This window comes from Acetobacter pasteurianus (genome assembly GCF_009914215.2).
Classification (GTDB): Bacteria; Pseudomonadota; Alphaproteobacteria; order Acetobacterales; family Acetobacteraceae; genus Acetobacter; species Acetobacter pasteurianus.
The window spans coordinates 1180525-1201950 of the sequence record NZ_CP039846.2 but is presented as its reverse complement, the minus strand read 5'-3'; the positions used below and the strand labels follow the sequence as shown (position 1 = coordinate 1201950).

General features: G+C 53.9%; 19 protein-coding genes and 1 tRNA gene. 11 read left to right on the top strand and 9 right to left on the bottom strand.

The genetic code is table 11. The annotated features are described in order from the left end of the window. Positions 1–25: 25 nt before the first annotated feature. The gene (gene purD, locus FCN51_RS19045; protein ID WP_160256597.1) at positions 26–1309 is read right to left on the bottom strand and encodes a phosphoribosylamine--glycine ligase; all 1284 of its coding nucleotides are present in this window, start codon (positions 1307–1309) and stop codon (positions 26–28) included. A 51-nt stretch (positions 1310–1360) separates the two neighbouring features. On the opposite strand from purD, the gene xseA reads away from it, so the two are divergent. From xseA to FCN51_RS19025, 4 genes are all read left to right on the top strand, one after another. Then, positions 1361–2815, top strand: coding sequence for an exodeoxyribonuclease VII large subunit (gene xseA / locus FCN51_RS19040; protein WP_160256596.1), 1455 nt, complete (start codon positions 1361–1363; stop codon positions 2813–2815). 98 nt (positions 2816–2913) lie between these two features. Then, complete coding sequence (locus FCN51_RS19035; protein ID WP_160256595.1) at positions 2914–3255, top strand: hypothetical protein; 342 nt, start codon at positions 2914–2916, stop codon at positions 3253–3255. 55 nt (positions 3256–3310) lie between these two features. Then, a tRNA-Leu gene (locus FCN51_RS19030) sits at positions 3311–3397 on the top strand. A gap of 31 nt (positions 3398–3428) precedes the next feature. Next, on the top strand, positions 3429–4604 hold the full coding sequence (locus FCN51_RS19025; RefSeq protein ID WP_064776416.1) for a phosphoserine transaminase: 1176 nt from the start codon (positions 3429–3431) through the stop codon (positions 4602–4604). 83 nt (positions 4605–4687) lie between these two features. On the opposite strand, the gene FCN51_RS19020 is transcribed toward FCN51_RS19025, so the two are convergent. The 5 genes from FCN51_RS19020 to FCN51_RS19000 all read right to left on the bottom strand — a co-directional run bounded on the left by FCN51_RS19020 (position 4688) and on the right by FCN51_RS19000 (position 10113). Further along, positions 4688–6079 (bottom strand): NAD-dependent succinate-semialdehyde dehydrogenase, encoded by a 1392-nt coding sequence (locus tag FCN51_RS19020; RefSeq protein WP_003624944.1) that lies wholly within the window; start codon positions 6077–6079, stop codon positions 4688–4690. 39 nt (positions 6080–6118) lie between these two features. Next, positions 6119–7147 (bottom strand): alcohol dehydrogenase AdhP, encoded by a 1029-nt coding sequence (gene adhP, locus FCN51_RS19015; protein WP_160256594.1) that lies wholly within the window; start codon positions 7145–7147, stop codon positions 6119–6121. 75 nt (positions 7148–7222) lie between these two features. Continuing rightward, positions 7223–8638, bottom strand: coding sequence for an NAD(P)(+) transhydrogenase (Re/Si-specific) subunit beta (locus FCN51_RS19010; protein WP_160256593.1), 1416 nt, complete (start codon positions 8636–8638; stop codon positions 7223–7225). Beyond that, a complete protein-coding gene (locus FCN51_RS19005; protein ID WP_003624941.1) occupies positions 8639–8965 on the bottom strand; it encodes an NAD(P) transhydrogenase subunit alpha in 327 nt (108 codons plus the stop codon). Further along, a complete protein-coding gene (locus FCN51_RS19000; RefSeq protein ID WP_201762612.1) occupies positions 8962–10113 on the bottom strand; it encodes an NAD(P) transhydrogenase subunit alpha in 1152 nt (383 codons plus the stop codon). The genes FCN51_RS19005 and FCN51_RS19000 overlap by 4 nt, the downstream gene beginning before the upstream one ends. A gap of 405 nt (positions 10114–10518) precedes the next feature. Here FCN51_RS19000 and FCN51_RS18995 point away from each other — a divergent pair, with 405 nt between their 5' ends. From FCN51_RS18995 to FCN51_RS18965, 7 genes are all read left to right on the top strand, one after another. Next, entirely contained in the window at positions 10519–11541 is a 1023-nt protein-coding gene (locus tag FCN51_RS18995) for an aspartate-semialdehyde dehydrogenase (protein ID WP_160256591.1), read from the top strand. A 136-nt stretch (positions 11542–11677) separates the two neighbouring features. After that, the gene (gene sdhC / locus FCN51_RS18990) at positions 11678–12151 is read left to right on the top strand and encodes a succinate dehydrogenase, cytochrome b556 subunit (protein ID WP_012812271.1); all 474 of its coding nucleotides are present in this window, start codon (positions 11678–11680) and stop codon (positions 12149–12151) included. A gap of 1 nt (position 12152) precedes the next feature. Beyond that, the gene (sdhD, locus tag FCN51_RS18985) at positions 12153–12566 is read left to right on the top strand and encodes a succinate dehydrogenase, hydrophobic membrane anchor protein (RefSeq protein ID WP_019089027.1); all 414 of its coding nucleotides are present in this window, start codon (positions 12153–12155) and stop codon (positions 12564–12566) included. A gap of 116 nt (positions 12567–12682) precedes the next feature. Then, positions 12683–14494: a succinate dehydrogenase flavoprotein subunit gene (sdhA, locus tag FCN51_RS18980; protein WP_003624932.1), complete on the top strand. Its 1812-nt coding sequence runs from the start codon at positions 12683–12685 to the stop codon at positions 14492–14494. A gap of 36 nt (positions 14495–14530) precedes the next feature. Then, entirely contained in the window at positions 14531–15313 is a 783-nt protein-coding gene (locus FCN51_RS18975) for a succinate dehydrogenase iron-sulfur subunit (RefSeq protein WP_003624930.1), read from the top strand. Positions 15314–15489: 176 nt separating this feature from the next. Next, a complete protein-coding gene (locus tag FCN51_RS18970) occupies positions 15490–16152 on the top strand; it encodes a tyrosine-protein phosphatase (protein WP_003624925.1) in 663 nt (220 codons plus the stop codon). A 58-nt stretch (positions 16153–16210) separates the two neighbouring features. After that, the gene (locus FCN51_RS18965; protein ID WP_003629436.1) at positions 16211–17104 is read left to right on the top strand and encodes a DMT family transporter; all 894 of its coding nucleotides are present in this window, start codon (positions 16211–16213) and stop codon (positions 17102–17104) included. 63 nt (positions 17105–17167) lie between these two features. Here the strand turns inward: FCN51_RS18965 and FCN51_RS18960 are convergent, their stop codons facing one another. The 3 genes from FCN51_RS18960 to FCN51_RS18950 are packed head-to-tail and all read right to left on the bottom strand — an operon-like array spanning position 17168 to position 21397. Further along, positions 17168–18391: a phosphoglycerate kinase gene (locus FCN51_RS18960; protein WP_160256590.1), complete on the bottom strand. Its 1224-nt coding sequence runs from the start codon at positions 18389–18391 to the stop codon at positions 17168–17170. After that, positions 18391–19413: a type I glyceraldehyde-3-phosphate dehydrogenase gene (gene gap / locus FCN51_RS18955; protein WP_160256589.1), complete on the bottom strand. Its 1023-nt coding sequence runs from the start codon at positions 19411–19413 to the stop codon at positions 18391–18393. Before gap ends, FCN51_RS18960 begins: the two co-directional genes overlap by 1 nt. Positions 19414–19465: 52 nt before the next feature. Then, positions 19466–21397 carry a transketolase-like TK C-terminal-containing protein gene (locus FCN51_RS18950; protein WP_160256588.1) on the bottom strand — a complete coding sequence of 644 codons (1932 nt, stop codon included), beginning with the start codon at positions 21395–21397 and terminating at the stop codon, positions 19466–19468. Between the last annotated feature and the right edge of the window lie 29 nt (positions 21398–21426).

The window sequence follows — 21426 nt, the reverse complement described above, 5'->3', positions numbered from 1 at the left end:
GCTAAGGGCTGTTATTTAAAGCTGATTAAAGGGCGCGGTTACCAATATCTGTGCGCCATGTAGCACCATCCCATGAAATGGCTTTAACACCTTCGTAAGCGCGTTCCTGCGCCTGTTTCACGGTGTCTCCCAATGCGCAAACAACCAGTACGCGCCCTCCGGCCACAACAAGTTCTCCTGCCGCATTCAGCTTGGTACCAGCTTGAAAGACCTGCACATCAGGTAGTTTGTTGGCATCTTCAACGCCGGAAATAACGGCACCTTTTTCAGGTGAACCAGGATAGCCCCGCGCAGCCATGACAACGCAAACAGATGCTTGATCGGAAAATGTGACAGGTGTGGTATCCAGCCGATCCTCTGCAAGAGCCTTAAGAGCAGGAAGAAGGTCAGAAGTAAGCCGAGGCAGCAGTGCTTCGGCTTCCGGGTCACCAAATCTTACGTTGTATTCTATCAGTTGCGGGCCACTATCTGTCAGCATCAGGCCAGCAAAAATAACACCCCGGAAAGGTGTGCCACGGCGCACCATTTCCTTCAGCATGGGGCGTACCAGCAGATCAAGCGCGGCTTCCTGTTCTGCCTGACCAAAACCTTTTGGAGGGGAAACAGCTCCCATTCCGCCGGTATTGGGGCCGGTATCTCCATCTCCAATGCGTTTGTGATCTTGGGCGGCACCAATCAGCGTTGCTGTTTCACCTGCACAGAATGCAAAAAGAGAGACCTCTTCACCGACAAGGCAATCTTCAATCACCACACAGCGGCCTGCATCACCAAGTGATCCATCAGCCATCATGTCCTGCACAGCGCTTTCGGCTTCGGCCAATGTGGTGGCAACCACAACGCCTTTTCCGGCTGCCAGGCCATCGGCCTTGATAACAATGGGTGCACCTTTTTCACGCACGTAGGTCAAGGCGGCGTTTACGTCTGTAAACCGTTCGGCCTGTGCTGTGGGAATGTTGGCGGCGTAGCAGATTTCCTTGGTAAAGCTTTTGCTGCCTTCAAGCCGGGCAGCAGCCTGCGTGGGGCCTGCACAGGCCAGCTTGGCGCGGGCACAGGCATCGGCCAGCCCTGCCACCAATGGGGCTTCCGGGCCGGGAATAACCAGATCGACTTTTTGTTCCAGAGCAAACTGCACAAGTGCAGGAACATCTTGCGCACCAATGGGCACATTTACGCCAAGTTCCGCTGTGCCGGGGTTGCCGGGCGCGATAAACAGGGCTGAAAGTTCCGGAGAACGGGCAAGTGTTGCGGCCAGCGCATGCTCCCTGCCGCCAGATCCAACCAGAAGTACCCGCATTGTTTTCTCCTGCATCTTGATGTTCTGCTCTTTTCAGGGCGAGCGTCTGTAGCATAGGTTAGCCGCATGACCGAACAGTTTGACATTCCATCGGCCAGCAACAATGTGCCGGAATTTACCGTTTCAGAAATTTCGGGTGCTATCCGGCGCACGCTGGAGGGCACATTCAGCCGCGTGCGCGTGCGTGGCGAAATTACGGAACTTAAACGCTACCCCTCCGGCCATGTGTATTTTTCGCTCAAGGATGAGCGGGGCAAAATTTCTGGTGTGGTATGGCGTGGTTCGGTTTCTCGCCTTGGTCTGGCGCCAGAAAACGGGGTGGAGATTATCGCCACCGGTAAGATCTCGGCTTATGGTGAGCGTTCCAGCTATCAGCTTGTTGTAGAGCGGATGGAATATGCGGGCGAAGGCGCTTTGCTGGCCCGTATTGAACGCTTACGCATCAGGCTAGCGGAAGAAGGGCTGTTTGATACAGCCCGCAAAAAAGCCATTCCGCTTTTGCCGCGCGTGATCGGGGTGGTGACATCACCTCAAGGTGCTGTGCTGCATGATATCTGCACAACCTTGCAAAGGCGTTTCCCGCGGCCTGTTATTGTCTGGCCCGTGCCTGTGCAGGGGGAAGGAGCTGCGGCGCGCATTGCTACGGCGATTGATGGTTTTTCCCAGCTTGATGGCCAAGGTGCAGTGCCCAGGCCAGATGTGCTGATTGTGGCGCGTGGTGGTGGATCACTCGAAGACCTGATGGCTTTTAATGATGAAGCCGTGGTACGAGCTGCTGCTGCATGCACAATCCCGCTGATTTCTGCCGTAGGGCACGAAACAGATACAACCCTGATTGATTTTGCATCAGACAGGCGCGCGCCAACACCCACAGCCGCGGCAGAAATGGCCGTGCCAGTGCGCACGGAACTTCTGGCAGATATAGAGCACAGAAACGCGCGTGCATTGGGCGCGCTTTCTCGCCAGCTACAAACCGCACGCTTAAGGCTGGATCGTGCATCTTCTGCCATGCCGGATCTGCCAAGCCTGTTGCAGACAGCGCGTATGCAGTTGGATGACAGAGGCCGTAGATTAGATGTTGCCCTGCCCGCTTTGGTGCAGCGGCGGAAAGCCGATCTGGTTGCTATTGAACGCCATATGCCTGCGGTTGAAACCTTATTGGCAGGGCGGCGCACCCGTTTGGCGGTGCTGGCAAACATGTTGCAGGCCAGCATGGCGCATACTTTCCAAAAGCAGGATGCCCGGTTGGGTCGTCTACGGATATCTCCCGCCCCATTGCAGGCATTGGTGCGGGAAAGACGGACAGCTCTTGCAGGTATTGCCGGGCAGTTGGAAGCTGTTTCTCCCCGCGCTGTGTTGGCCCGTGGGTATGCACTTGTTACGGCGGAGGGGCGGCCAGTTACCAGTGCTGAACAATTACGTGATGGCGAACGTGTAGAACTAACATTCGGTGATGGTGCCCGCCCGGCTGTGATTGGCGATGGCACGCGCCAACCCAAGCAAGGCGTGCTGGAACTGTAACACGCCGAGTTGAGCTACAACGCCAATCAGGTTTATGATCTGCCAAATATAAACCACGCGGGCGGAGGGGCCCGCGCTGTCAGGAAAGAAGAAAGCGCATGTCCATCCGTTTTTCTGTTGGTGTTGTCAGCCTGTGTCTGGCGGGAGGGCTGCTGGCAGGGTGTGCGCCTCAGCAGGGACATCGTATTCCCCCGCAAAGCTTTGCTCCGGGCCTGACAACCGAGCCATCTGCAACGAATGACAGCCATTTGATAAATGACCCTTCCGCACCGCTGAACACACCACTGTGCGGAACCGCTGCGCGTGAAAATATGGCGATGGGTGTGCAAAATTACCCGCAGCCGCTTTCTTCTGGCAATTCTTGCGTGCAAAATGCATGCTTTGATACCCAGACAGGCACCTATATTGCCTCTGACGGTACAAAAAGAGTGTGCCGATAAAGCATGCATGCCTCTTTTCCCGGCGGCAATTTGCTGATAGGAAAAGGGCCACGCTGCGAGAGTGACGGAATTGGTAGACGTAGTCGACTCAAAATCGACCGCCCGAAAGGGCTTAGGGGTTCGAGTCCCCTCTCTCGCACCAGATTTCTTCTCCCCCTATTCTGGCCAAGGTTATGACAGCCGCTTCCTTATCCGTTCTTCCTCGTCCGGCCAGCCGTCCCCTTAATCCATGCTTTTCTTCTGGCCCGTGCGCAAAGCGGCCGGGTTGGAATGTATCGGCGCTGGCAAATGCGTTGGTGGGGCGCTCGCATCGCTCAGCAGAAGGGCGTGCACGGCTGAAAGAAGTTATTGACCGTTCCTGCGCCATTTTGGGTGTACCAGAAGGTTGGCGCGTAGGTATCGTGCCTGCTTCCGATACCGGTGCGGTGGAAATGGCCTTGTGGTCCATGTTGGGGGAACGCCCGGTAGATGTGCTGGCGTTTGAAAGTTTCTCAGCACTATGGGCGCAGGATATTGTCACCCAGCTTAAGCTGGAAAACACACGGGTTCTGAAAGCCGAATACGGCAGCCTGCCAGATATGGCGCAGGTTGATTGGAACCATGATGTGGTGCTGGCATGGAATGGCACCACCTCTGGCGTGCGTATTCCCTCAGCAGATGCCATTCCAGAGCAGCATGAGGGGCTGGTAATCTGTGATGCCACCTCTGCTGCGTTTGCAATGGATCTGCCGTGGGATCGGCTGGATGTGGTGACATGGTCTTGGCAGAAAGCTTTGGGGGGTGAAGCCGCCCACGGCATGATCGCCCTTTCTCCCAAGGCTGTGCAGCGGTTGGAAAGTTTTCAGGCGCCACGTCCTCTGCCTAAAATCTTCCGCATGACCAACAAGGGTGCTTTGATTGAAGGTATCTTCCGGGGAGATACCATTAACACGCCTTCCATGCTGTGCGTGGAAGATGCGCTGGATAGCCTGAAATGGGCTGAAGGTGCTGGCGGTTTGGAAGGGCTGAAAGCGCGCAGCCAAGCCAATCTGGCTGAAGTAACCATGTGGGTGGAAAAAACGGACTGGGTAGAGTTTCTGGCTCAGAAGCGTGAAGAACGTTCCTCTACAGCTATTTGTCTGCGTATTGTGGCCCCGTGGTTCTTGGCCCTTGAGCGTGAAGATCAGACCAAAACAGTCAAGAAGATGCTGGCCATTCTGGCAGAAGAAGGCATTGGGTTTGATCTGGCCAGTTACCGTGATGCCCCTGCGGGCCTGCGTATCTGGGGTGGTGCTACGGTAGAAGCAGCAGATGTGCGCGCCTTACTGCCTTGGCTGGATTGGGCTTTTGCGCAGGTCGTACCGCAGTAATTAAAAATTTTTACCGTTACACGGTATAAAAAAGGCGGAGGGAAATTTCCCTCCGCCTTTTTTGTTGGATTGAGCCGCGCCTATTAGAACGGTGCGTCAATGTCCACAATGTCGATCAACTTGGTGTTGACGAATTCTTTCAGACCAAGGTCAATCAGTTCGCGGCCAAAGCCAGAACGCTTCACACCACCAAACGGCAGGTCAGCTTTCACCATTGTTGGGTGGTTGATGTACACCATGCCGGTGTCCATCTTGCGGGCCAGTTCAGCAGCTTTTTCTTCGTTCTGAGAGAAGATGGAACCACCCAGGCCGTATGGGGAATCATTGGCGATTTCTACAGCATGGTCTGCGTCTTTCGCGCGGAACAGCATGGTAACCGGGCCAAAGAATTCCCAACGGCGTGCCGGGTTGCTTTCATCCAGATCTGTCAGAATAACAGGGCGGAAGAAACAGCCTTTGTTGGGCATTTCCAGCGGAACTTCTTCTGCTTTTGCTCCGTGTGCCACAGCTTCAGAAACCTGCTTTTTCAGGTCTTCCACAGCCCCGCGGGAAGAAAGAGGCGGCATGGTGGTGTTGGGGTCCATCGGATCACCCATACGCAGGGCGCTTACGCCTTTGCGGTACAGCTCTACAAACTTGTCGTAAACACCGTCTTCCACAATCATGCGCTTGGCGTTAACGCACACCTGCCCGCCGTTCCAGTGGCGGCCAAAAACAGCCCATTTGGCGGCTTTTTCAATGTCTGCATCGTTCAGCACGATCAGCGCATCGGAGCCACCCAGTTCCATGATGCACTTTTTAAGTGCGCCACCGGCTGTAGCAGCAATTTTGGCACCTGCGCCTTCAGAGCCCGTAAGGGCAACACCGCGTACGCGTGGGTCCTGAATAACCGTGGCAAGCTGTGAGTGGGACGGATACAGGTTGATAAAGCCACCTTCTGGCAGCCCGGCGTCCAGCATCAGTTTTTCCATGGCGGCAGCACACTGCGGCACGTTGGAGGCGTGCTTTAGAATAACCGTGTTACCAGCGGAAAGCTGAGGAGAGATAATGCGGGCAACCTGATAGAACGGGAAGTTCCAAGGTTCGATCGCAACAATGATCCCCTGCGGTTCATACACCAGTTTGGCGCGACCTTCCTGTGGGTCTGCTACGGGCAGATCCTGCGGCTGCAGCAGCTTTTCAGCGTTCTTGGCGTAGTATTCGAAAATAGCAGCGGACAGTTCCGTTTCTGCCTGAGCTTCAGCAAAGCGCTTGCCCATTTCAAGGGTCAGCAGCTTGGAATACTCATCCAGATTTTCGCGCAGCAAATCAGCTGCTTTCTGCAGAATGCGTGCACGATCCGCATGGGAGAAGTTTTTCCATTTCTGGAAAGCGGCATCAGCCTTGCCAACCGCTGTTTCAATTTCCGCATCTGTGGCGGTGGGGAATGTCTTCACCTGCTCTTCGGTGAAGGGATTGATTGTTGCATAAGCCATCAGAATAACCCTTCTTTTGTTTCTGAGATTAGGAGTTGCTCAGTTGCGGAAGTCCAGAACCACGCGGCCTTCCACCCGACCGTTTTTGAGTGCATCAAAAATTGCGTTGATGTTATCAATCCGATCCGTTGTGGTGACAGATGTTACCTTCCCTTCCGCAAAGAAGGAAAGAGCTTCAATCATGTCCAGCCGTGTGCCTACTATGGAGCCGCGAATGGTAATGGCATTCATGACCATGTCAAAGATAGAAATTGGGAAATCACCCGGCGGCAGCCCATTTAGCACCAAAGTGCCCCCTGCCCGCACATAACCCATAGCCTGAGAAAATGCTTTGGTGGAAACAGCGGTGATCAATCCACCGTGTACGCCACCAACTTTTTCCTGCATAAATGCTGCTGGATTTGTATTTCTGGCGTTAACAGTGTACGTTGCACCAAGCTTTTTGGCGGTTGCCAGTTTTTCATCATCAATATCTACCGCCACAACATTCAGCCCCATTGCTACGGCGTACTGCACAGCCATCTGGCCTAACCCCCCAACGCCGGAAATGGCAACCCAGTTCCCTGCCCGCGTGTCTGTCATTTTCAGGCCTTTATAAACGGTCAGGCCAGCGCACAGTACGGGAGCAACTTTTACGGGGTCTACGCCTTTGGGAAGATGAGCAATGTAGTTAGGGTCTGCTACCACGTATTCGGCAAAGCAGCCGTTTACGGAATAGCCAGTTTCTTCTTGCTTCGCACAAAGCGTTTCCCACCCAGCCAGACAATGCTCGCAATGGCCACAGGCAGAATAGAGCCAAGGCACGCCAACAACGTCACCTTCCTTTACCCAATCTACTTCGCTGCCAACCTGCACAACCGTGCCAACTCCTTCGTGGCCGGGAATAAACGGCAGATGTGGTTTTTTGGGCCAATCCCCGCTGGCAGCATGCAAATCTGTATGGCACACGCCGCAGGCAATCATTTTAACCAAAATCTGGGTAGGTTTAATGGTGGGAATGTCCAGCTCTTCAATGGTTAGTGGTTTGCCAAATTCATGAACCACAGCGGCTTTCATTTTTCCGGACATGATATGCTTCCTTTATTTTACAAACAGATATGGAAAATAAAAAAGGGCGAGGGATAAGCCTCGCCCTTGTCATGCTCAGGAGCCGCCAAGACTTTTGACAGCTTCAACCATTTTGGAAAGCACGGCCTGTGCATCTCCAAATACCATTGTGCAGTTCTTCTGGAAGAAGAGCGGATTCTGCACGCCAGAATATCCAACGCCCGTACCACGTTTAATGACAAAGACCTGATGCGCCTTGTAAGCATTCAAAATAGGCATGCCATAAATGGGGGAAGATTTATCGGTCAGGGCTTCCGGGTTCACCACATCGTTGGCGCCAATAACCAGCGCAACATCCGTTGTAGCGAAACTATCATTTATGTCATCCATGTCATAAATCATGTCATATGGCACGCCAGCTTCGGCCAGCAGAACGTTCATATGTCCAGGCATACGGCCAGCAACGGGGTGGATGGCAAACTTAACATCTACACCATCGGCAACAAGAATTTTGACAAATTCGTAAAGTTTCTGTTGTGCCTGTGCCACGGCCAGCCCGTAACCGGGAATAATGATCACGCTAGATGCATAACGCATGGTGGTGGCAGCATCTGCAGGATCAACAGAATGCATTTCACCTTGCGGGCCTTTGGCGCTGCTGGTGCTATCACCAAAGTTGCTAAACAACACGTTGGTGAGTGAGCGGTTCATGGCCTTGGCCATCAACACAGTGAGCAATGTACCGGCAGACCCTACAACCATGCCTGCAATCATCAGGGCAGGGTTGTTCATCACATACCCTTCAAGCCCAACAGCCAGCCCGGTAAATGCGTTGTAGAGCGAAATAACAACCGGCATATCGGCACCACCGATAGGCAGTGTCATGCACACGCCAAACAGCAAAGCCGCTAGGAAGAACAGATCCCGCGGGAGTTCCCCCATCGGTGTGGCATACTGCATGACCGTAAGTGCGCCCAACACCAGAGCAATAAGAAACACCCCGGCATTGAAAATACGCTGACCACCAAAGCGAACAGGCTTTTTCATTCGCCCGTCCAGCTTGGCCCATGCGATAATGGAACCGGTAAGTGAAATACACCCGATAAGCGCACCCAAAACGGTAATGGTGAGGTGTAGGGGGGATGTTGGATCATCGCTTAAAAGTTCTACAGCTGCCAAGCAAGCAGCAGAACCACCGCCCATACCGTTAAAAATTGCAACCATCTGCGGCATGGCTGTCATTTGCACAGTACGGCCACGCCAACCAGCCCATGCGCAACCCAGAACCAGAGCCAATACAGCCAACACCACATTTACCAGAAGGTGCGGTTTTGCGGCTTCTGTTACGTTAAATAAATTCAGAAAAGTTGCTGAAATAACAAAGATCATACCGTAACCAGCTGTAACAATACCAGATACAGCCGTAACGGGGGAGGACATGGCTTTCAGCCCGTAAATAAACAGGCCGGCAGCAATAAGGCCACTTAGGCCTACAATGTATTCAATAAACATTTATTGCTGTTCCTTCTTGGCGGGGGCCGGTTTTTGGCTGGGCCGGAACATGGCAAGCATACGGTCTGTTACCACATAGCCACCCATTACGTTGCCTGCGCCTAGAAAAACCCCAATAAAACCAATAATCTGTCCGGAAATGCTGGTTGCGTTAAACAACGCATCCAAAGCACCAACAACCACAATCCCATGGATAAAGTTGGAGCCAGACATCAGGGGCGTATGCAGAATGGATGGCACGCGGCTGATCACCACATACCCGGTAAAGGCCGCCAGCATGAAAATGTATAAAGCGATAATAAAGGTCATGGATGTTGCGGTAATCATGATGCTTTCTCCACCGGAGCGCTTTCGATAAACTGTTTGATGGCATCATTGGTTATTGCGCCATCATGCGTAAGGGTGGTGCCTTTAATGACATCATCCGTAAAATCAGGTTTTAGCGTGCCGTCATGCAAAACCTGTTCTAAAAGGTTGTAAATATTTTTGGCATAAAGCTCACTCGCCTGTGCAGCCAGGCAGGAAGGAAGATTGGTTGGTCCCACCAATGTTACCGGCCCAACTTTAATAATTTCTCCGGCTTTTGTGCCTTCGCAGTTTCCGCCATTGGGGGCGCCCATATCTACCACAACAGAGCCTTCCTTCATGGCGGCCAACTGGTCTGCATCAATCAGGCGTGGTGCATGTTTGCCGGGAACGGCTGCTGTGGTGATAATCAGATCAGCCTGTGCAATATGTTGGCTGAGTGCAGCACGCACTTTTGTTTTTTCTTCAGGTGTCAGTTCACGGGCGTAGCCGCCAGCGCCTCGGGCATCCACGCCGGTATCTACAAAGCGTGCACCAACGGATTCCGCTTCTTCCTTGGTTTCGGGGCGCACATCATAGCCTTCGCACACAGCGCCAAGCCGATGCGCTGTTGCCAAAGCCTGCAACCCGGCAACACCCAACCCCATTACCAACACACGTGCAGCCCGGAGCGAGCCAACGGCAGTTGTCATCATGGGCAGAATTTTCTGCATGTGCACGCAGCCTAGCAGAGGTGCGTAATACCCGGCCAAGGCTGCTTGGCTGGAAAGCGCATCCATGGCCTGTGCCCGGCTGATGCGTGGAATAAGCTCCATGGCAAATGTGGTAATCTTGCCATCGCGCAAAGCCTTGACCAGATCGGGCTGTGTTTTGGCGTAAATGAAAGATACCAGCAGGCTGCCGGGCTTCATTTTTTTCACCGTATCCACGCTGGGTGGCTGCACAGCCAACACAATATCTGCATCTCCCAGAAGTTTCTGCTGATCCGCTTCTGTGGTGATACCAGCCTGGGTGTATGCTGCATCCGTATAGGTTGCAGCGGCCCCTCCGCCCTGTTCCAGAACCAGTGAGGCTCCAAGTTTGGCAATGCGTTGGGCGACTGATGGAATCATGGCAACCCGTCTTTCATCGGCTGCCGTTTCCTTCAGAATTGCAATTTTAAGTGTCACGGTCTGTTCCAAACTCTGTTGTAAAAGTTGGGCAAAGGTCAGAACAGGTTTTGCATCCTGCCTGAGGCACAAAAGTCATGACACTACGGCGCGCAGGGAGGCTGCAATGATGTGTATCAAAAAATATAGTCATAGTGTTCAAGTAATTTATTGTATTTTTGTTTAGCGCTGGCCTGCCCCTTGTTCCGTATGTCGTGCGCTTAAACGGCTCACCATGGCAGTGGGTTTCTGTTTCGGGTGGGTATCAATGTTTTGGAGTGTGCAGAAAAAAGCCGCGGGGCGTGCAATCACCGGGGCAGCTGCCCGTGGCAGGCAATTCCATTTGGTTGCGTAATGGTCTAGGGTCTGCCGCCATCAGGCCATATATATGGCCGACATATATACAAGATCAAAAGCAGGTGGATTATGGGATATCGGGTTGCTGTTGTAGGCGCGACTGGAGCCGTGGGGCGTGAAATCCTCAAAACACTGGCGGAGCGGGAATTTCCGGTTGATGAAATTGTGGCTCTGGCCTCGCCGCGTTCTGCCGGGCGGGAAGTTTCGTTCGGAGATCAGGTTCTGAAAGTGCAGAACCTTGAAACATTTGATTTCACCGGATGGGACGTTGGACTGTTTTCTCCCGGTGGCTCTGTGTCTGCAAAATATGCACCCATTGCAGCCAAGGCAGGCTGCGTGGTGATCGACAACACCTCTCACTTCCGTATGGATCCGGATGTGCCGCTGGTGGTGCCAGAAGTAAACCCGAACGCCCTTAAGCAGATCAAGCGCAACATTATTGCCAACCCCAACTGCTCTACCATTCAGATGGTAGTGGCACTTAAGCCGCTGCATGATCTGTTCACCCTCAAGCGGGTTGTGGTGTCCACCTACCAGGCTGTTTCCGGTGCAGGTAAGGACGGCATGGATGAACTGTTCGCCCAGACACGCGGCACCTTTGTGAATGACCCACCCAAGATAGAGCAGTTCCAGAAGCAGATCGCCTTCAACTGCATTCCGCAGATCGATGTGTTTATGGATGATGGCGCGACCAAAGAAGAATGGAAGATGCGAGTCGAGACAAAGAAAATTCTCGACCCGGATGTAGACGTGATTGCCACCTGTGTGCGTGTGCCCGTGTTTATTGGTCACTCTGAATCTGTTGTGGCTGAGTTTGAAGAACCCGTTGACATCAAGCGTGCCTACGAAGCCCTGCGTGAAGCAGAAGGCATTGTGGTGCTGGATAAGCGTGAAGATGGTGGCTACGTGACTCCGATTGACTCGGTGGGTGAAGATGCAACCTACGTTTCACGCCTTCGTGTCGATCCAACAGTTCCCAATGGTCTCGCATTTTGGTGTGTGTCCGATAATCTGCGGAAAGGTGCGGCTTTGAACGCGGTGCAGATTGCCGAAACCATGATTGCTCTCGATCTCCTGCCCAGACACGGTTGAGTGAGAATCCCACCCCTCTCGGCCTCGTGTTGGTCTGTTGAATTGACCGGCCAGAGGGGTGGGGCGTAGGACAAAAACGATGCAAACGCCGGATCCAGCCGGCGCTACGGGATAGAGACGGGGTACGAGGCAGACAATGCAGGATATCCGCAAGGCCCTCTATGTAGGGAGCCGAAGTGACGGCAGACTTATTCAGCGGCCCATGTCGCCGCATTTACAGGTCTACCGTTATCGCCTTTCCATGGTTCTTTCCATTATGAACCGTATTACGGGCGTTATCGCAACAGCAGGTGCAACACTGGGTGTGTTCTGGCTTGGGGCTGCGGCCAAAGGGCCAAAAGCCTTTGCTACAGCGCGTAAGGTTACGGGCAACCCGCTTGGGCAGCTTGTGCTACTTGGTTGGCTGGCATCTGTTATTTACCACACGGTTGGCGGTATTCGCCATCTGATCTGGGATAGCGGTTACCGGTACGATAAAAAGGAAGTTAACAAGGATGGCCCGGTAGCCGTGGGTGTTACCGCTGGTGTCAGCACTGTTCTGGCGGCTGGCCTTCTGGCTGTTTCCATTTGTCGCAAACGCAGCCGCGCCAAAGCAGGAAAGGTGTCCTGACATGAATGCTTCTGCTCCTCATATTGAAGTCATGCGCTCCCAGCTTGGGCGGGCACGCGGGCTTGGGGCCGGGCATTCCGGTGTAGGCCATTGGTGGGCCGAACGTGTAACGGCAGCTTCTCTGCTTCCACTTTCAACGTGGTTTGTGGTGCAGATGTTCCGCCTTGGCGGCGCAGATCATGCAGAAGTGGTGAAGTGGGGCGGCAAGCCCGTAAACGCGACCATGCTGATTGCCCTGATCATCACCACTTTCTACCATGCTCAGCTTGGGCTGCAGGTCATTGTGGATGATTACGTGCATGGCAAGGCGCATCTGCCTACCCGGCTGCTTGTTAAAATCGGCACCTCCTTGTTGGGGCTGCTGGGCGTAATTGCCGTTATCAAGCTGTTTGTGCGCGGTAGCACTGCCAAATAAGCCGGGCACCGCCTTATAGAATCAAGAGCCTGTGCCGCCAGCGCCCCAAAGCCTGAAGCGCTGTGGCACGAACCTGAAAAGACTGACAGGCCGAACGCAATGGGAGCGCCGTCACGATGAACGCCAATACCTCTCCGTCACGGGGAGCTTACCGAATTGTTGATCACGCTTATGATGTTGTGGTTGTGGGAGCAGGTGGTTCGGGCCTGCGTGCAACGTTGGGAATGGGCGCCGCAGGGCTAAGCACCGCATGCGTTACCAAGGTTTTCCCAACACGTAGCCATACTGTGGCTGCACAGGGGGGCATCGGGGCTTCTCTGGGTAACATGGCCGAAGATAACTGGCGCTGGCACATGTATGACACCGTAAAGGGGTCTGACTGGCTGGGCGATCAGGACGCCATTGAATTTATGTGCCGTGAGGCCGTGCCTGCTGTGCGCGAACTGGAACACTTTGGTGTGCCGTTTTCCCGCACGGAAGATGGCAAGATTTATCAGCGCCCCTTTGGTGGGCATATGAGCGATTATGGCAAGGCGCCTGTGCCACGTGCCTGTGCTGCGGCTGACCGTACCGGCCATGCCATTTTGCACACGCTGTATCAGCAGTGCCTCAAGCACAATGTTGAATTTTTTGTCGAATATTTTGCCATTGATCTCATCATGGATGAGGAAGGTGAATGCCGTGGCGTGATGGCCTGGTGCCAGGATGATGGCACAATCCATCGTTTCAACGCCAAGATGGTTGTGCTGGCTACCGGCGGTTATGGCCGTGCGTACCAGTCCTGCACCTCTGCCCATACCTGTACGGGTGATGGTAACGGTATGGCCATGCGTGCGGGTATTCCTACGCAGGATATGGAATTTGTGCAGTTCCACCCCACCGGCATCTATCCAGCAGGCTGCCTGCTGACAGAAGGCTGCCGTGGTGAAGGTGGTTATCTGACCAACTCCGAAGGCGAACGCTTTATGGAGCGTTATGCGCCAACAGCCAAGGATCTGGCCTCGCGCGATGTGGTTTCTCGCGCCATGACAATCGAGATCAAGGAAGGCCGTGGCTGTGGTCCGAAAAAAGACCACATCATGATGCACCTTGAGCACCTTGGGTCTGATCTTCTGCACCAGCGTTTGCCGGGTATTATTGAAACGGCACGCATCTTTGCCGGTGTGGACGTGACCAAGGAGCCCGTGCCGGTTCTGCCAACCGTGCATTATAATATGGGTGGTATTCCCACCAATATTCATGGTGAAGTGGTGCGCCCAACTCCGGATAACCCGGATGCAGTTGTGCCGGGCCTGATGGCTGTGGGTGAAGCGGCTTGTGTTTCCGTGCATGGTGCAAACCGTCTGGGCACAAACTCTCTGCTGGATCTTATCGTGTTTGGCCGTGCTGCCTCCCGTCGTGCTGCGGAAGTGGTGAAGCCAACAGACTTCACCCGTCCGCTACCTGCTGGTGCTGGTGAAGCTGCGCTGGATCGGCTGGACCGGCTGCGTTACGCCAAGGGTGGCACCAAGGTTTCTGCTCTGCGTGAGCGCTTGCAGCGTGATATGCAAACACATGCTGCTGTGTTCCGTACGCAGGAAAGCCTGCAGGAAGGCGTGGACAAGATTCGCGATATCTGGACCGGTGTGAGCGATATCTCTGTGGCAGATTCCTCCCTGATCTGGAACAGCGATCTGATGGAAGCGCTGGAGTTTGAAAACCTGCTGGCAAACGCCACTGTCACGCTGGAAAGCGGCCTTGCACGGCATGAAAGCCGTGGGGCACACGCGCGGGATGATTATCCTGACCGTGATGACAAGGAATGGCTCAAGCATTCCGTATCGTGGCTGGATGACAAGGGCGGCGTGAAGCTGACCTACCGTCCGGTGCATATGAAGACCCTGACCGATGATGTGCAGGTCTTCCCACCCAAAAAGCGCGTTTACTGAGTTATCGGAACGAACGGGCGATAAAGGGAGGCGAACATGGTTGAACTCAGACTGCCGCGCAACAGCACGATCGGGAAAGGTAAAACCTTTCCCGCACCAGCCGGTGCAAAAAATGTCAGAACATTCCGGATTTATCGTTGGACCCCGGATGATGACAAAAACCCGGTTATTGATAGCTACGAACTTGATCTGGATACCATCGGGCCAATGGTGCTGGATGCCATCATCCACATCAAGAACGAAATAGACCCCACACTGACATTCCGGCGCTCCTGCCGTGAAGGGATTTGTGGGTCCTGCGCTATGAACATTGATGGGGAAAACACGCTTGCGTGCCTAAAACCCATCAAGGACATCAAAGGCGATGTGCGCATCTATCCGCTGCCGCATATGCCAATTGTAAAAGATCTGGTGTCCAATCTGGATGGTGCTTATGCGCAGTTGCGCTCCATCCAGCCTTGGATGCAGGCAGACAGTGCTCCTCCGCCAGATTCCGAACGGAAGCAGAGCATTGAGGAACGTGCCAAGCTGGATGGGATGTGGGAATGCATTCTGTGCTTCTGCTGCACGACATCCTGCCCATCCTATTGGTGGAATGGGGACAAGTATCTAGGCCCAGCCGTTCTTCTGGCAGCGTATCGGTGGATTGCCGATAGCCGCGATGAACATACGGGTGACCGTCTGGATGGGTTGGAAGATACCTTCAAACTGTATGCGTGCCGTACCATCATGAACTGCACCCAGACATGCCCGAAGGGTCTGAACCCGGCTAAGGCCATTGGGCGTATCAAGGAACTGCAACTGGAACGGAAAGTCTGATTTTTCGTCTTTCCAGTCAGTAGATTTATAAAAACCCGGTATGGCTTTGCCCTGCCGGGTTTTTTGTAACTCAAGCGAAGATACCTCATCTTCCTGCCCTTCTGCATTGACGGCAGCAAAGGAAGGTGGAACATGAAACCTGCTAGAAGACGATCTGTTTGGTAGTGAGGTTTTTCGTGTTTGACGGCCATCTTTCTTCATCATCTGGCCGTGCGCGGGCCTGGACTGACAGCCTGTTTGTAGATCACGCCATTTTCCGCCTGATGTGGACGAACTTCCACGCGGTTATTCCGGGCAAAGTATATCGGTGTAACCACCCCACCCCAGCGCGCTTGAAAAGAGCCATGGAACGGTTGGGCTTGCGTACGCTGGTGAACTTACGTGGGCATAGAAAATGCGGGTCTGATGCCCTCTCTCGCAATGCTGCACGCGGCCTTGGTTTGCACCATGTAGATATGGCGTTTGAAAGCCGTGGTGCGCCCCATAAGGATAGAATTCTGCGTTTTGCGGATATGTACCAGAAGCTGGATTTTCCAATGCTGATGCATTGTAAATCGGGCGCAGATCGCGCCGGTTTGGCGTCTGGCTTGGTGGTGCTGTTTGAAGGTGGATCTGCCCAACAGGCGCTTAAGGAACTGTCTTGGAAATACGGGCATTTCCGGAGTTCTCGCACAGGTATTCTGGATGCATTTTTCCTGCATTATCAGGCGGAGGGAGAAGGTCGCATGCCTTTTCTTGAATGGGTGCGAAATGAATATGATGAGCATGCGCTAAAAGAAGAGTTTGTGGCAAATAAGCTTTCTTCTTTTCTGACAGATCAGGTTTTGCGGCGCGAATAGGTGCGGAAAAAAGATCACGGTTTCCATGATCCTTTTTAATTGCAGGGCCTGATACTGAATGGTTCCTCATAAACCTGTGCCTGTTCTGGCCGTTGTGGCTGCATTGCTTTCTTGGGCATGTGCATATCCAGTTGTGCGGCTGGCACTTCCTTTTTTTGCGCCTGTTCCGTTAGCTGCGGCCCGTTATATGGTGGCTGCGTGCCTTGTTGTGTGCTGGTTGTGTGTAAAGCGCCCAGCATTACCGCGACTAAAAGATATTCCACGCTTTTTAGCATGTGGCGGCATTGGCATTGCGCTTTACAATATTCTTTTCAATACGGGTGAACAGACAGTTTCTGCTGGCGCAGCCAGTCTGTTGTTGAATACAGCCCCTTTTTTAGCCGCTATTGCTGCCGTTCTGTTCTTGAACGAACGACTGACTGTGTGGGGGTGGCTAGGCTCCCTTATCAGCTTTACCGGTGTGGTGATTATTGGGAGCGGCCAACCCGGCGGGTTAGGTTTCGGTTCTGGCACCACAGTTATGCTGGCAGCAGCTTTATGCTCTGCAACATACTATCTGCTCCAACGGCCTTTGGTAACGCGCTACGGAGCGTTGGTGACTACGGCTTATATTTTGCTAATTGGCGCAGGTCTGCTTCTGCCATGGCTTCCCAGTGCCATAAACACGCATAATGGTTGGCCAGCTTGGGCGTTGGTTGGGGTGCTGGGGGTGTTCCCGTCTATTCTGGGGTATGGCGCTTGGGCGCATGTGGTAGGGCAGGTGGGTGTCGCTCGTTCTTCCGGCTTGTTATATTTGCTTTCTCCCACAACGCTTCTGCTGGCGTTTGTGTTGGTGAGAGAAGTGCCAAATGCGCGCACCCTTATTGGTGGGTGTATTGTTATGGCGGGTGTTGGGTTGATGCAAATGTACGGGCATCCACGCCCGCAGTTGAAAGCTGAAAAGACAGCATAAAAAAAACCACTCCAGACACAAGGTCTGGAGTGGTTTTGCAAGAATAGAACTTTAAAACCGTGCTTAGATTGGCAGGGTTTTTTCCAGTGTTGTGCTGATAGCTGTCAGGCCGGGAAGCACCTTGCCCTCCAGCCATTCCAGAAAAGCCCCGCCTGCGGTGGAAACATAAGACATCTTATGCAGCACACCCGCATGCCGCAGGGCGGAAACAGTATCTCCACCACCGGCTACGGTTTTCAGTTTACCTTCCTGCGTCAGCTGGGCAGCAGCCTGAGCAACAGCATTTGTGCCTTCATCAAACGGAGGCAGTTCAAACACGCCCAAAGGCCCGTTCCAGACCAGCGTTTTCAAACCAGCAAGTTTGCTTTGCAGCAGCTTTACGGTTTCTGGTCCAACGTCTAGTGCCATCCAGCCATCAGGAATAGCCATTACAGGCACAACCTGTGTGGGTGCTCCTGCAATAAAGTCTTCCGAAATCACAACATCTACCGGAAGGATCAGATCGCAGTTTTTGGCTTTGGCCTGTTCCATAATCGTGCGTGCTGTATCCAGCATGTCTTTTTCGATCAGGGATTTGCCAACCTGTAGGCCCTTGGCAGCCAAAAACGTGTTGGCCATGGCGCCACCAATAGCCAGCATGTCCACCTTTGCCAGCATGTTTTCAAGAAGCTGAAGTTTGGTGGAAATTTTTGCGCCGCCCACAATAGCCCCAACAGGCCGTTCCGGGTTTTCCAGCGCAGCATATAGGGCTTCCAGCTCTGCCTGCATCAATCGGCCACCATAAGATGGCAGATGGGCTGCAACGCCAGCGGTAGAAGCATGTGCACGGTGCGCGGCAGAAAAGGCATCGTTCACATACACATCGCCAAGGCTGGCGAGGGCTGCGGACAAGCCTGCATCGTTCTTTTCTTCACCCGGCTGAAAGCGCGTGTTTTCCAGCAGCAGGATGTCTCCATCCTGCATGGAGCGCGCAGCGGCTTCGGCATCCGGGCCAATGCAATCATGCGCAAAGCTGACAGGCCGCCCCAAAGCTGTGGCCAGAGCCGTAGCAATGGGCTGGAGCGACATATCCGGCACCACCTTGCCTTTTGGCCGGTCAAAATGGCTGAGCAGAATAACCCGCCCGCCTTTTTCAGCCAGTTCGCGAATGGTGGGCACAACACGTTCAATACGTGTTTCGTCTGTAACCTTCCCGTCCTTCATGGGCACGTTCAGGTCCACACGCAGCAGAATACGTTTGCCCTTGGGGTCAAGCGTATCCAGCGTGCTGAAAGGAAGTTCTGCCATTACAGGCTTCCGAACAGGGCTGCTGTATCAGACATGCGGTTGGAGAAGCCCCATTCGTTATCGTACCAGGAGCAGACACGAACAAGTTTGCCGCCATCTACCAATGCGGTCTGTGTTGCATCGAATGTTGAAGATGCCAGTGCATGGTTGAAATCAGAACTGACGAGCGGTGCATCAGAATACGCCAGAGCGTTTTTCATCTTGCCGGAGTCGACAACGGCTTTGATGGCGTTGTTGACGTCTTCAACTGAAGCCGGTGCGTTTTTAGGCACAAAGTCCAGAGAAACGATGGAAACATTGGCGGTAGGAACGCGAATGGCGGTGCCATCCAGCTTGCCTTTAAGCTGTGGCAGAACCAGACCAACAGCGCGGGCGGCACCTGTGGAGGTCGGGATCATGTTCAGGCCAGCAGCGCGGGCGCGGCGCAGATCCTTGTGCAGCGTGTCTACCGTGCGCTGATCACCCGTGTAGGAATGAATGGTAACCATGTAGCCACGTTCAATCCCGAACGCATCTTCCAGCACCTTGGCCATTGGGGCCAGACAGTTGGTGGTGCAGGATGCATTGGAAATCACGGTCATGTCCGATGTCAGCACATCCTGGTTTACACCGTAAACAATGGTGGCATCCACATCTGTAGCAGGTGCGGAAATAATCACCTTACGTGCGCCGGCTGTAAGCAGCGGCTGCGCTTTTTCCTTGGAGGTAAACAGGCCGGTGCATTCCATGGCCACGTCAACGCCCTGAAAAGGAACCTTGGAGGGATCACGTTCCGCAGAAACGGTAATGGGGTCCCATGTGCGACCGTTGGCGGTGACAATAATTTTGTTGCCATCCACCCGGATATCAGCAGGCAGGCGACCATGCACGCTGTCATAGCTTAACAGATGGGCATTGGCTTCTACGCTGCCCAGATCATTGATAGCTACCGGCACAACATCGGTGCGTCCGCTTTCAATAATGCCGCGCAGCACAAGGCGGCCGATGCGTCCGAAGCCATTGATAGCGATTTTGACTGCCATGGTTTTCTTTCTCCGTTCTGTCGTTCTGTGATCTTGTGCGATCTTCTTATTGTTACAACGGCTCCCGCTCTTGCTGGCAGGAGGTAGGTGATGGCGCCTGAAGGAACCTTTCTTCTATGGCGCCGGATGTACGCAAGTGTTTTAAAACCCGCGCACAAATCGCTCCGGCAGTAATGCCAAAACGTTCATACACCGCGTTGGCAGGTGCGGATACGCCAAAATCATCCATACCAACGAAAAATCCTTGGCTGCCTAGCCAGCGTTCCCATCCAAAGCCAGAGGCAGCTTCAATTCCCACACGCAGCACATCTGTGCCCAGAATTGCAGTTTTGTAAGCTTCTGGTTGGTTGGAAAACACTTCCCAGCAGGGAATGGAAACAACAGCGGCCTGCACGCCATGTTGCCGCAAGAGTTGCTCCGTCTCCAATGCAATGCTCACTTCTGGGCCAGAAGCCATAAGGGTGACATGCCGCGTAGCACTGCCGTGCAGAATGTATCCTCCGCGTGCGGCAGATCCCTGCATGGGCATAGCATAGGAATGTTCGGGCGGGTTGGGGCAGAGCATGATAACAGCCGGGCCTGATTGCCAGCGGATGGCTGCCTTCCAGCAGGCAAAGGCTTCCTGTGCGTTTGCGGGCCGAAAAACGGCCAGATGCGGCATGGCGCGCAGGCTGGCAAGTTGTTCCACTGGTTGCCAGCTTGCACCATCATGGCTGAGGGCCAGCCCATCATCTGTTAAAAGATAGATAATTTTCTGGCGCATCAGCGCAGCCATACGGAGTGCGGCGCGCATACGGTCCACCGTAATCATACTGGCAATGCCGCAGGGTAAAATGCCGCCATGTAAGGACATGCCATTTAACATTCCGGCCATGCCATGTTCCTGAATATTACATGGCCAGTCTGGTTGAATGTGCGCTGCCGCAGAGGTGCGTGGCAATGCAGATGTTGCGGTTAAAACTGTAAGCTCTGGCAAAAGGGCAGAAAGCGTATGCAGGCTGGTTATGGCGGCTTGCTGGGTGGAGGCCTGATGTGTGGGCTGCATGGCGCGGCGGCACAGCCGGCTCCAGTCCTCCATGAGCAAGCTTGGTAAGGTGTTAGCAGTTTCACGCTCAAAAGCTGTGCGCAGGCGATGTCTGGCCAACCGTTTAAGCCATGAACGGTATGCTGTGGCGCCGCGTCGGGCTGTTGGGCTCCACGGGCCTGTCAGTTCCTCTTCTGGAGATAGGCATGGTTGAGGACGAAAGGTTTGCGGGCTTTCAGGCGGCATGCAGGCAATAAGTGTTGGTTTTTTAGCCCGCAAGGTGGCCGCTAGAGCACCGTTGATGGCGCTTAACTGTGATGCATCTACTTTACGGATGCTCCACCCTGATGCGCTAAAACGCGCCAGAGAGTTTGAGAACTCGGTTCTATCTGCTCCTGGCGTGGGGCTGACGAGAACAGCAAGTTGGGTCAGGCCAAAACGACCGGCAAGCTGCGCGGCTTCCATGGCAACGCCAGTGGCCAAATCTCCATCGCGCGCCAGCACCCATGTCCGGTGGTTGACCAATGAGCGCCCATAGCGTTTTGCCAGCAGGTGTTCTGCAAGTGCCATACCAGCCGCAGCTGCAATGCCTTGCCCAGCAGGGCCAGGGGCGGTTTCTACGCCCGGATGCATGCCATATTCCAAAGGGGACTCGGAAAACGCGTAAGTGCCGCTAAGGTGCAGCATGGCCTGCAATAAAGGATGCAGGGTGGCGGAGGGCACAACAAATCTGTCCCGGTCCGGCCAGTCGGGGTGCGCTGGATCAAAACGCAGCACGCGGCACCATAGTGCCGTAACAGGCAGGCAAAGTGTTTGCAGTAACGCCAGATGCGCAGAATTTCTGGCTTTCCCTAAAAGCAGGCGAGCCGCCGCACATAGGCGCAGCACAACTGTATCCTGCGCAGGCAGGGCTGCCGCAGGGGAGGTAAATGGATGCTCTATGAGTGTGGCCTGTGCCATTGGAAAGAGAGTGTGGAACGAAATTTTGC

What these genes read in the sequence shown, in the direction of transcription:
- purD (WP_160256597.1), bottom strand. Translation starts at nt 1,309, where the DNA reads ATGCAGGAGAAAACAATGCGGGTACTTCTGGTTGGATCTGGCGGCAGG.
- xseA (WP_160256596.1), top strand. Translation starts at nt 1,361, where the DNA reads ATGACCGAACAGTTTGACATTCCATCGGCCAGCAACAATGTGCCGGAA.
- FCN51_RS19035 (WP_160256595.1), top strand. Translation starts at nt 2,914, where the DNA reads ATGTCCATCCGTTTTTCTGTTGGTGTTGTCAGCCTGTGTCTGGCGGGA.
- FCN51_RS19025 (WP_064776416.1), top strand. Translation starts at nt 3,429, where the DNA reads ATGACAGCCGCTTCCTTATCCGTTCTTCCTCGTCCGGCCAGCCGTCCC.
- FCN51_RS19020 (WP_003624944.1), bottom strand. Translation starts at nt 6,079, where the DNA reads ATGGCTTATGCAACAATCAATCCCTTCACCGAAGAGCAGGTGAAGACA.
- adhP (WP_160256594.1), bottom strand. Translation starts at nt 7,147, where the DNA reads ATGTCCGGAAAAATGAAAGCCGCTGTGGTTCATGAATTTGGCAAACCA.
- FCN51_RS19010 (WP_160256593.1), bottom strand. Translation starts at nt 8,638, where the DNA reads ATGTTTATTGAATACATTGTAGGCCTAAGTGGCCTTATTGCTGCCGGC.
- FCN51_RS19005 (WP_003624941.1), bottom strand. Translation starts at nt 8,965, where the DNA reads ATGATTACCGCAACATCCATGACCTTTATTATCGCTTTATACATTTTC.
- FCN51_RS18995 (WP_160256591.1), top strand. Translation starts at nt 10,519, where the DNA reads ATGGGATATCGGGTTGCTGTTGTAGGCGCGACTGGAGCCGTGGGGCGT.
- sdhC (WP_012812271.1), top strand. Translation starts at nt 11,678, where the DNA reads ATGCAGGATATCCGCAAGGCCCTCTATGTAGGGAGCCGAAGTGACGGC.
- sdhD (WP_019089027.1), top strand. Translation starts at nt 12,153, where the DNA reads ATGAATGCTTCTGCTCCTCATATTGAAGTCATGCGCTCCCAGCTTGGG.
- sdhA (WP_003624932.1), top strand. Translation starts at nt 12,683, where the DNA reads ATGAACGCCAATACCTCTCCGTCACGGGGAGCTTACCGAATTGTTGAT.
- FCN51_RS18975 (WP_003624930.1), top strand. Translation starts at nt 14,531, where the DNA reads ATGGTTGAACTCAGACTGCCGCGCAACAGCACGATCGGGAAAGGTAAA.
- FCN51_RS18965 (WP_003629436.1), top strand. Translation starts at nt 16,211, where the DNA reads ATGGTTCCTCATAAACCTGTGCCTGTTCTGGCCGTTGTGGCTGCATTG.
- FCN51_RS18960 (WP_160256590.1), bottom strand. Translation starts at nt 18,391, where the DNA reads ATGGCAGAACTTCCTTTCAGCACGCTGGATACGCTTGACCCCAAGGGC.
- gap (WP_160256589.1), bottom strand. Translation starts at nt 19,413, where the DNA reads ATGGCAGTCAAAATCGCTATCAATGGCTTCGGACGCATCGGCCGCCTT.
- FCN51_RS18950 (WP_160256588.1), bottom strand. Translation starts at nt 21,397, where the DNA reads ATGGCACAGGCCACACTCATAGAGCATCCATTTACCTCCCCTGCGGCA.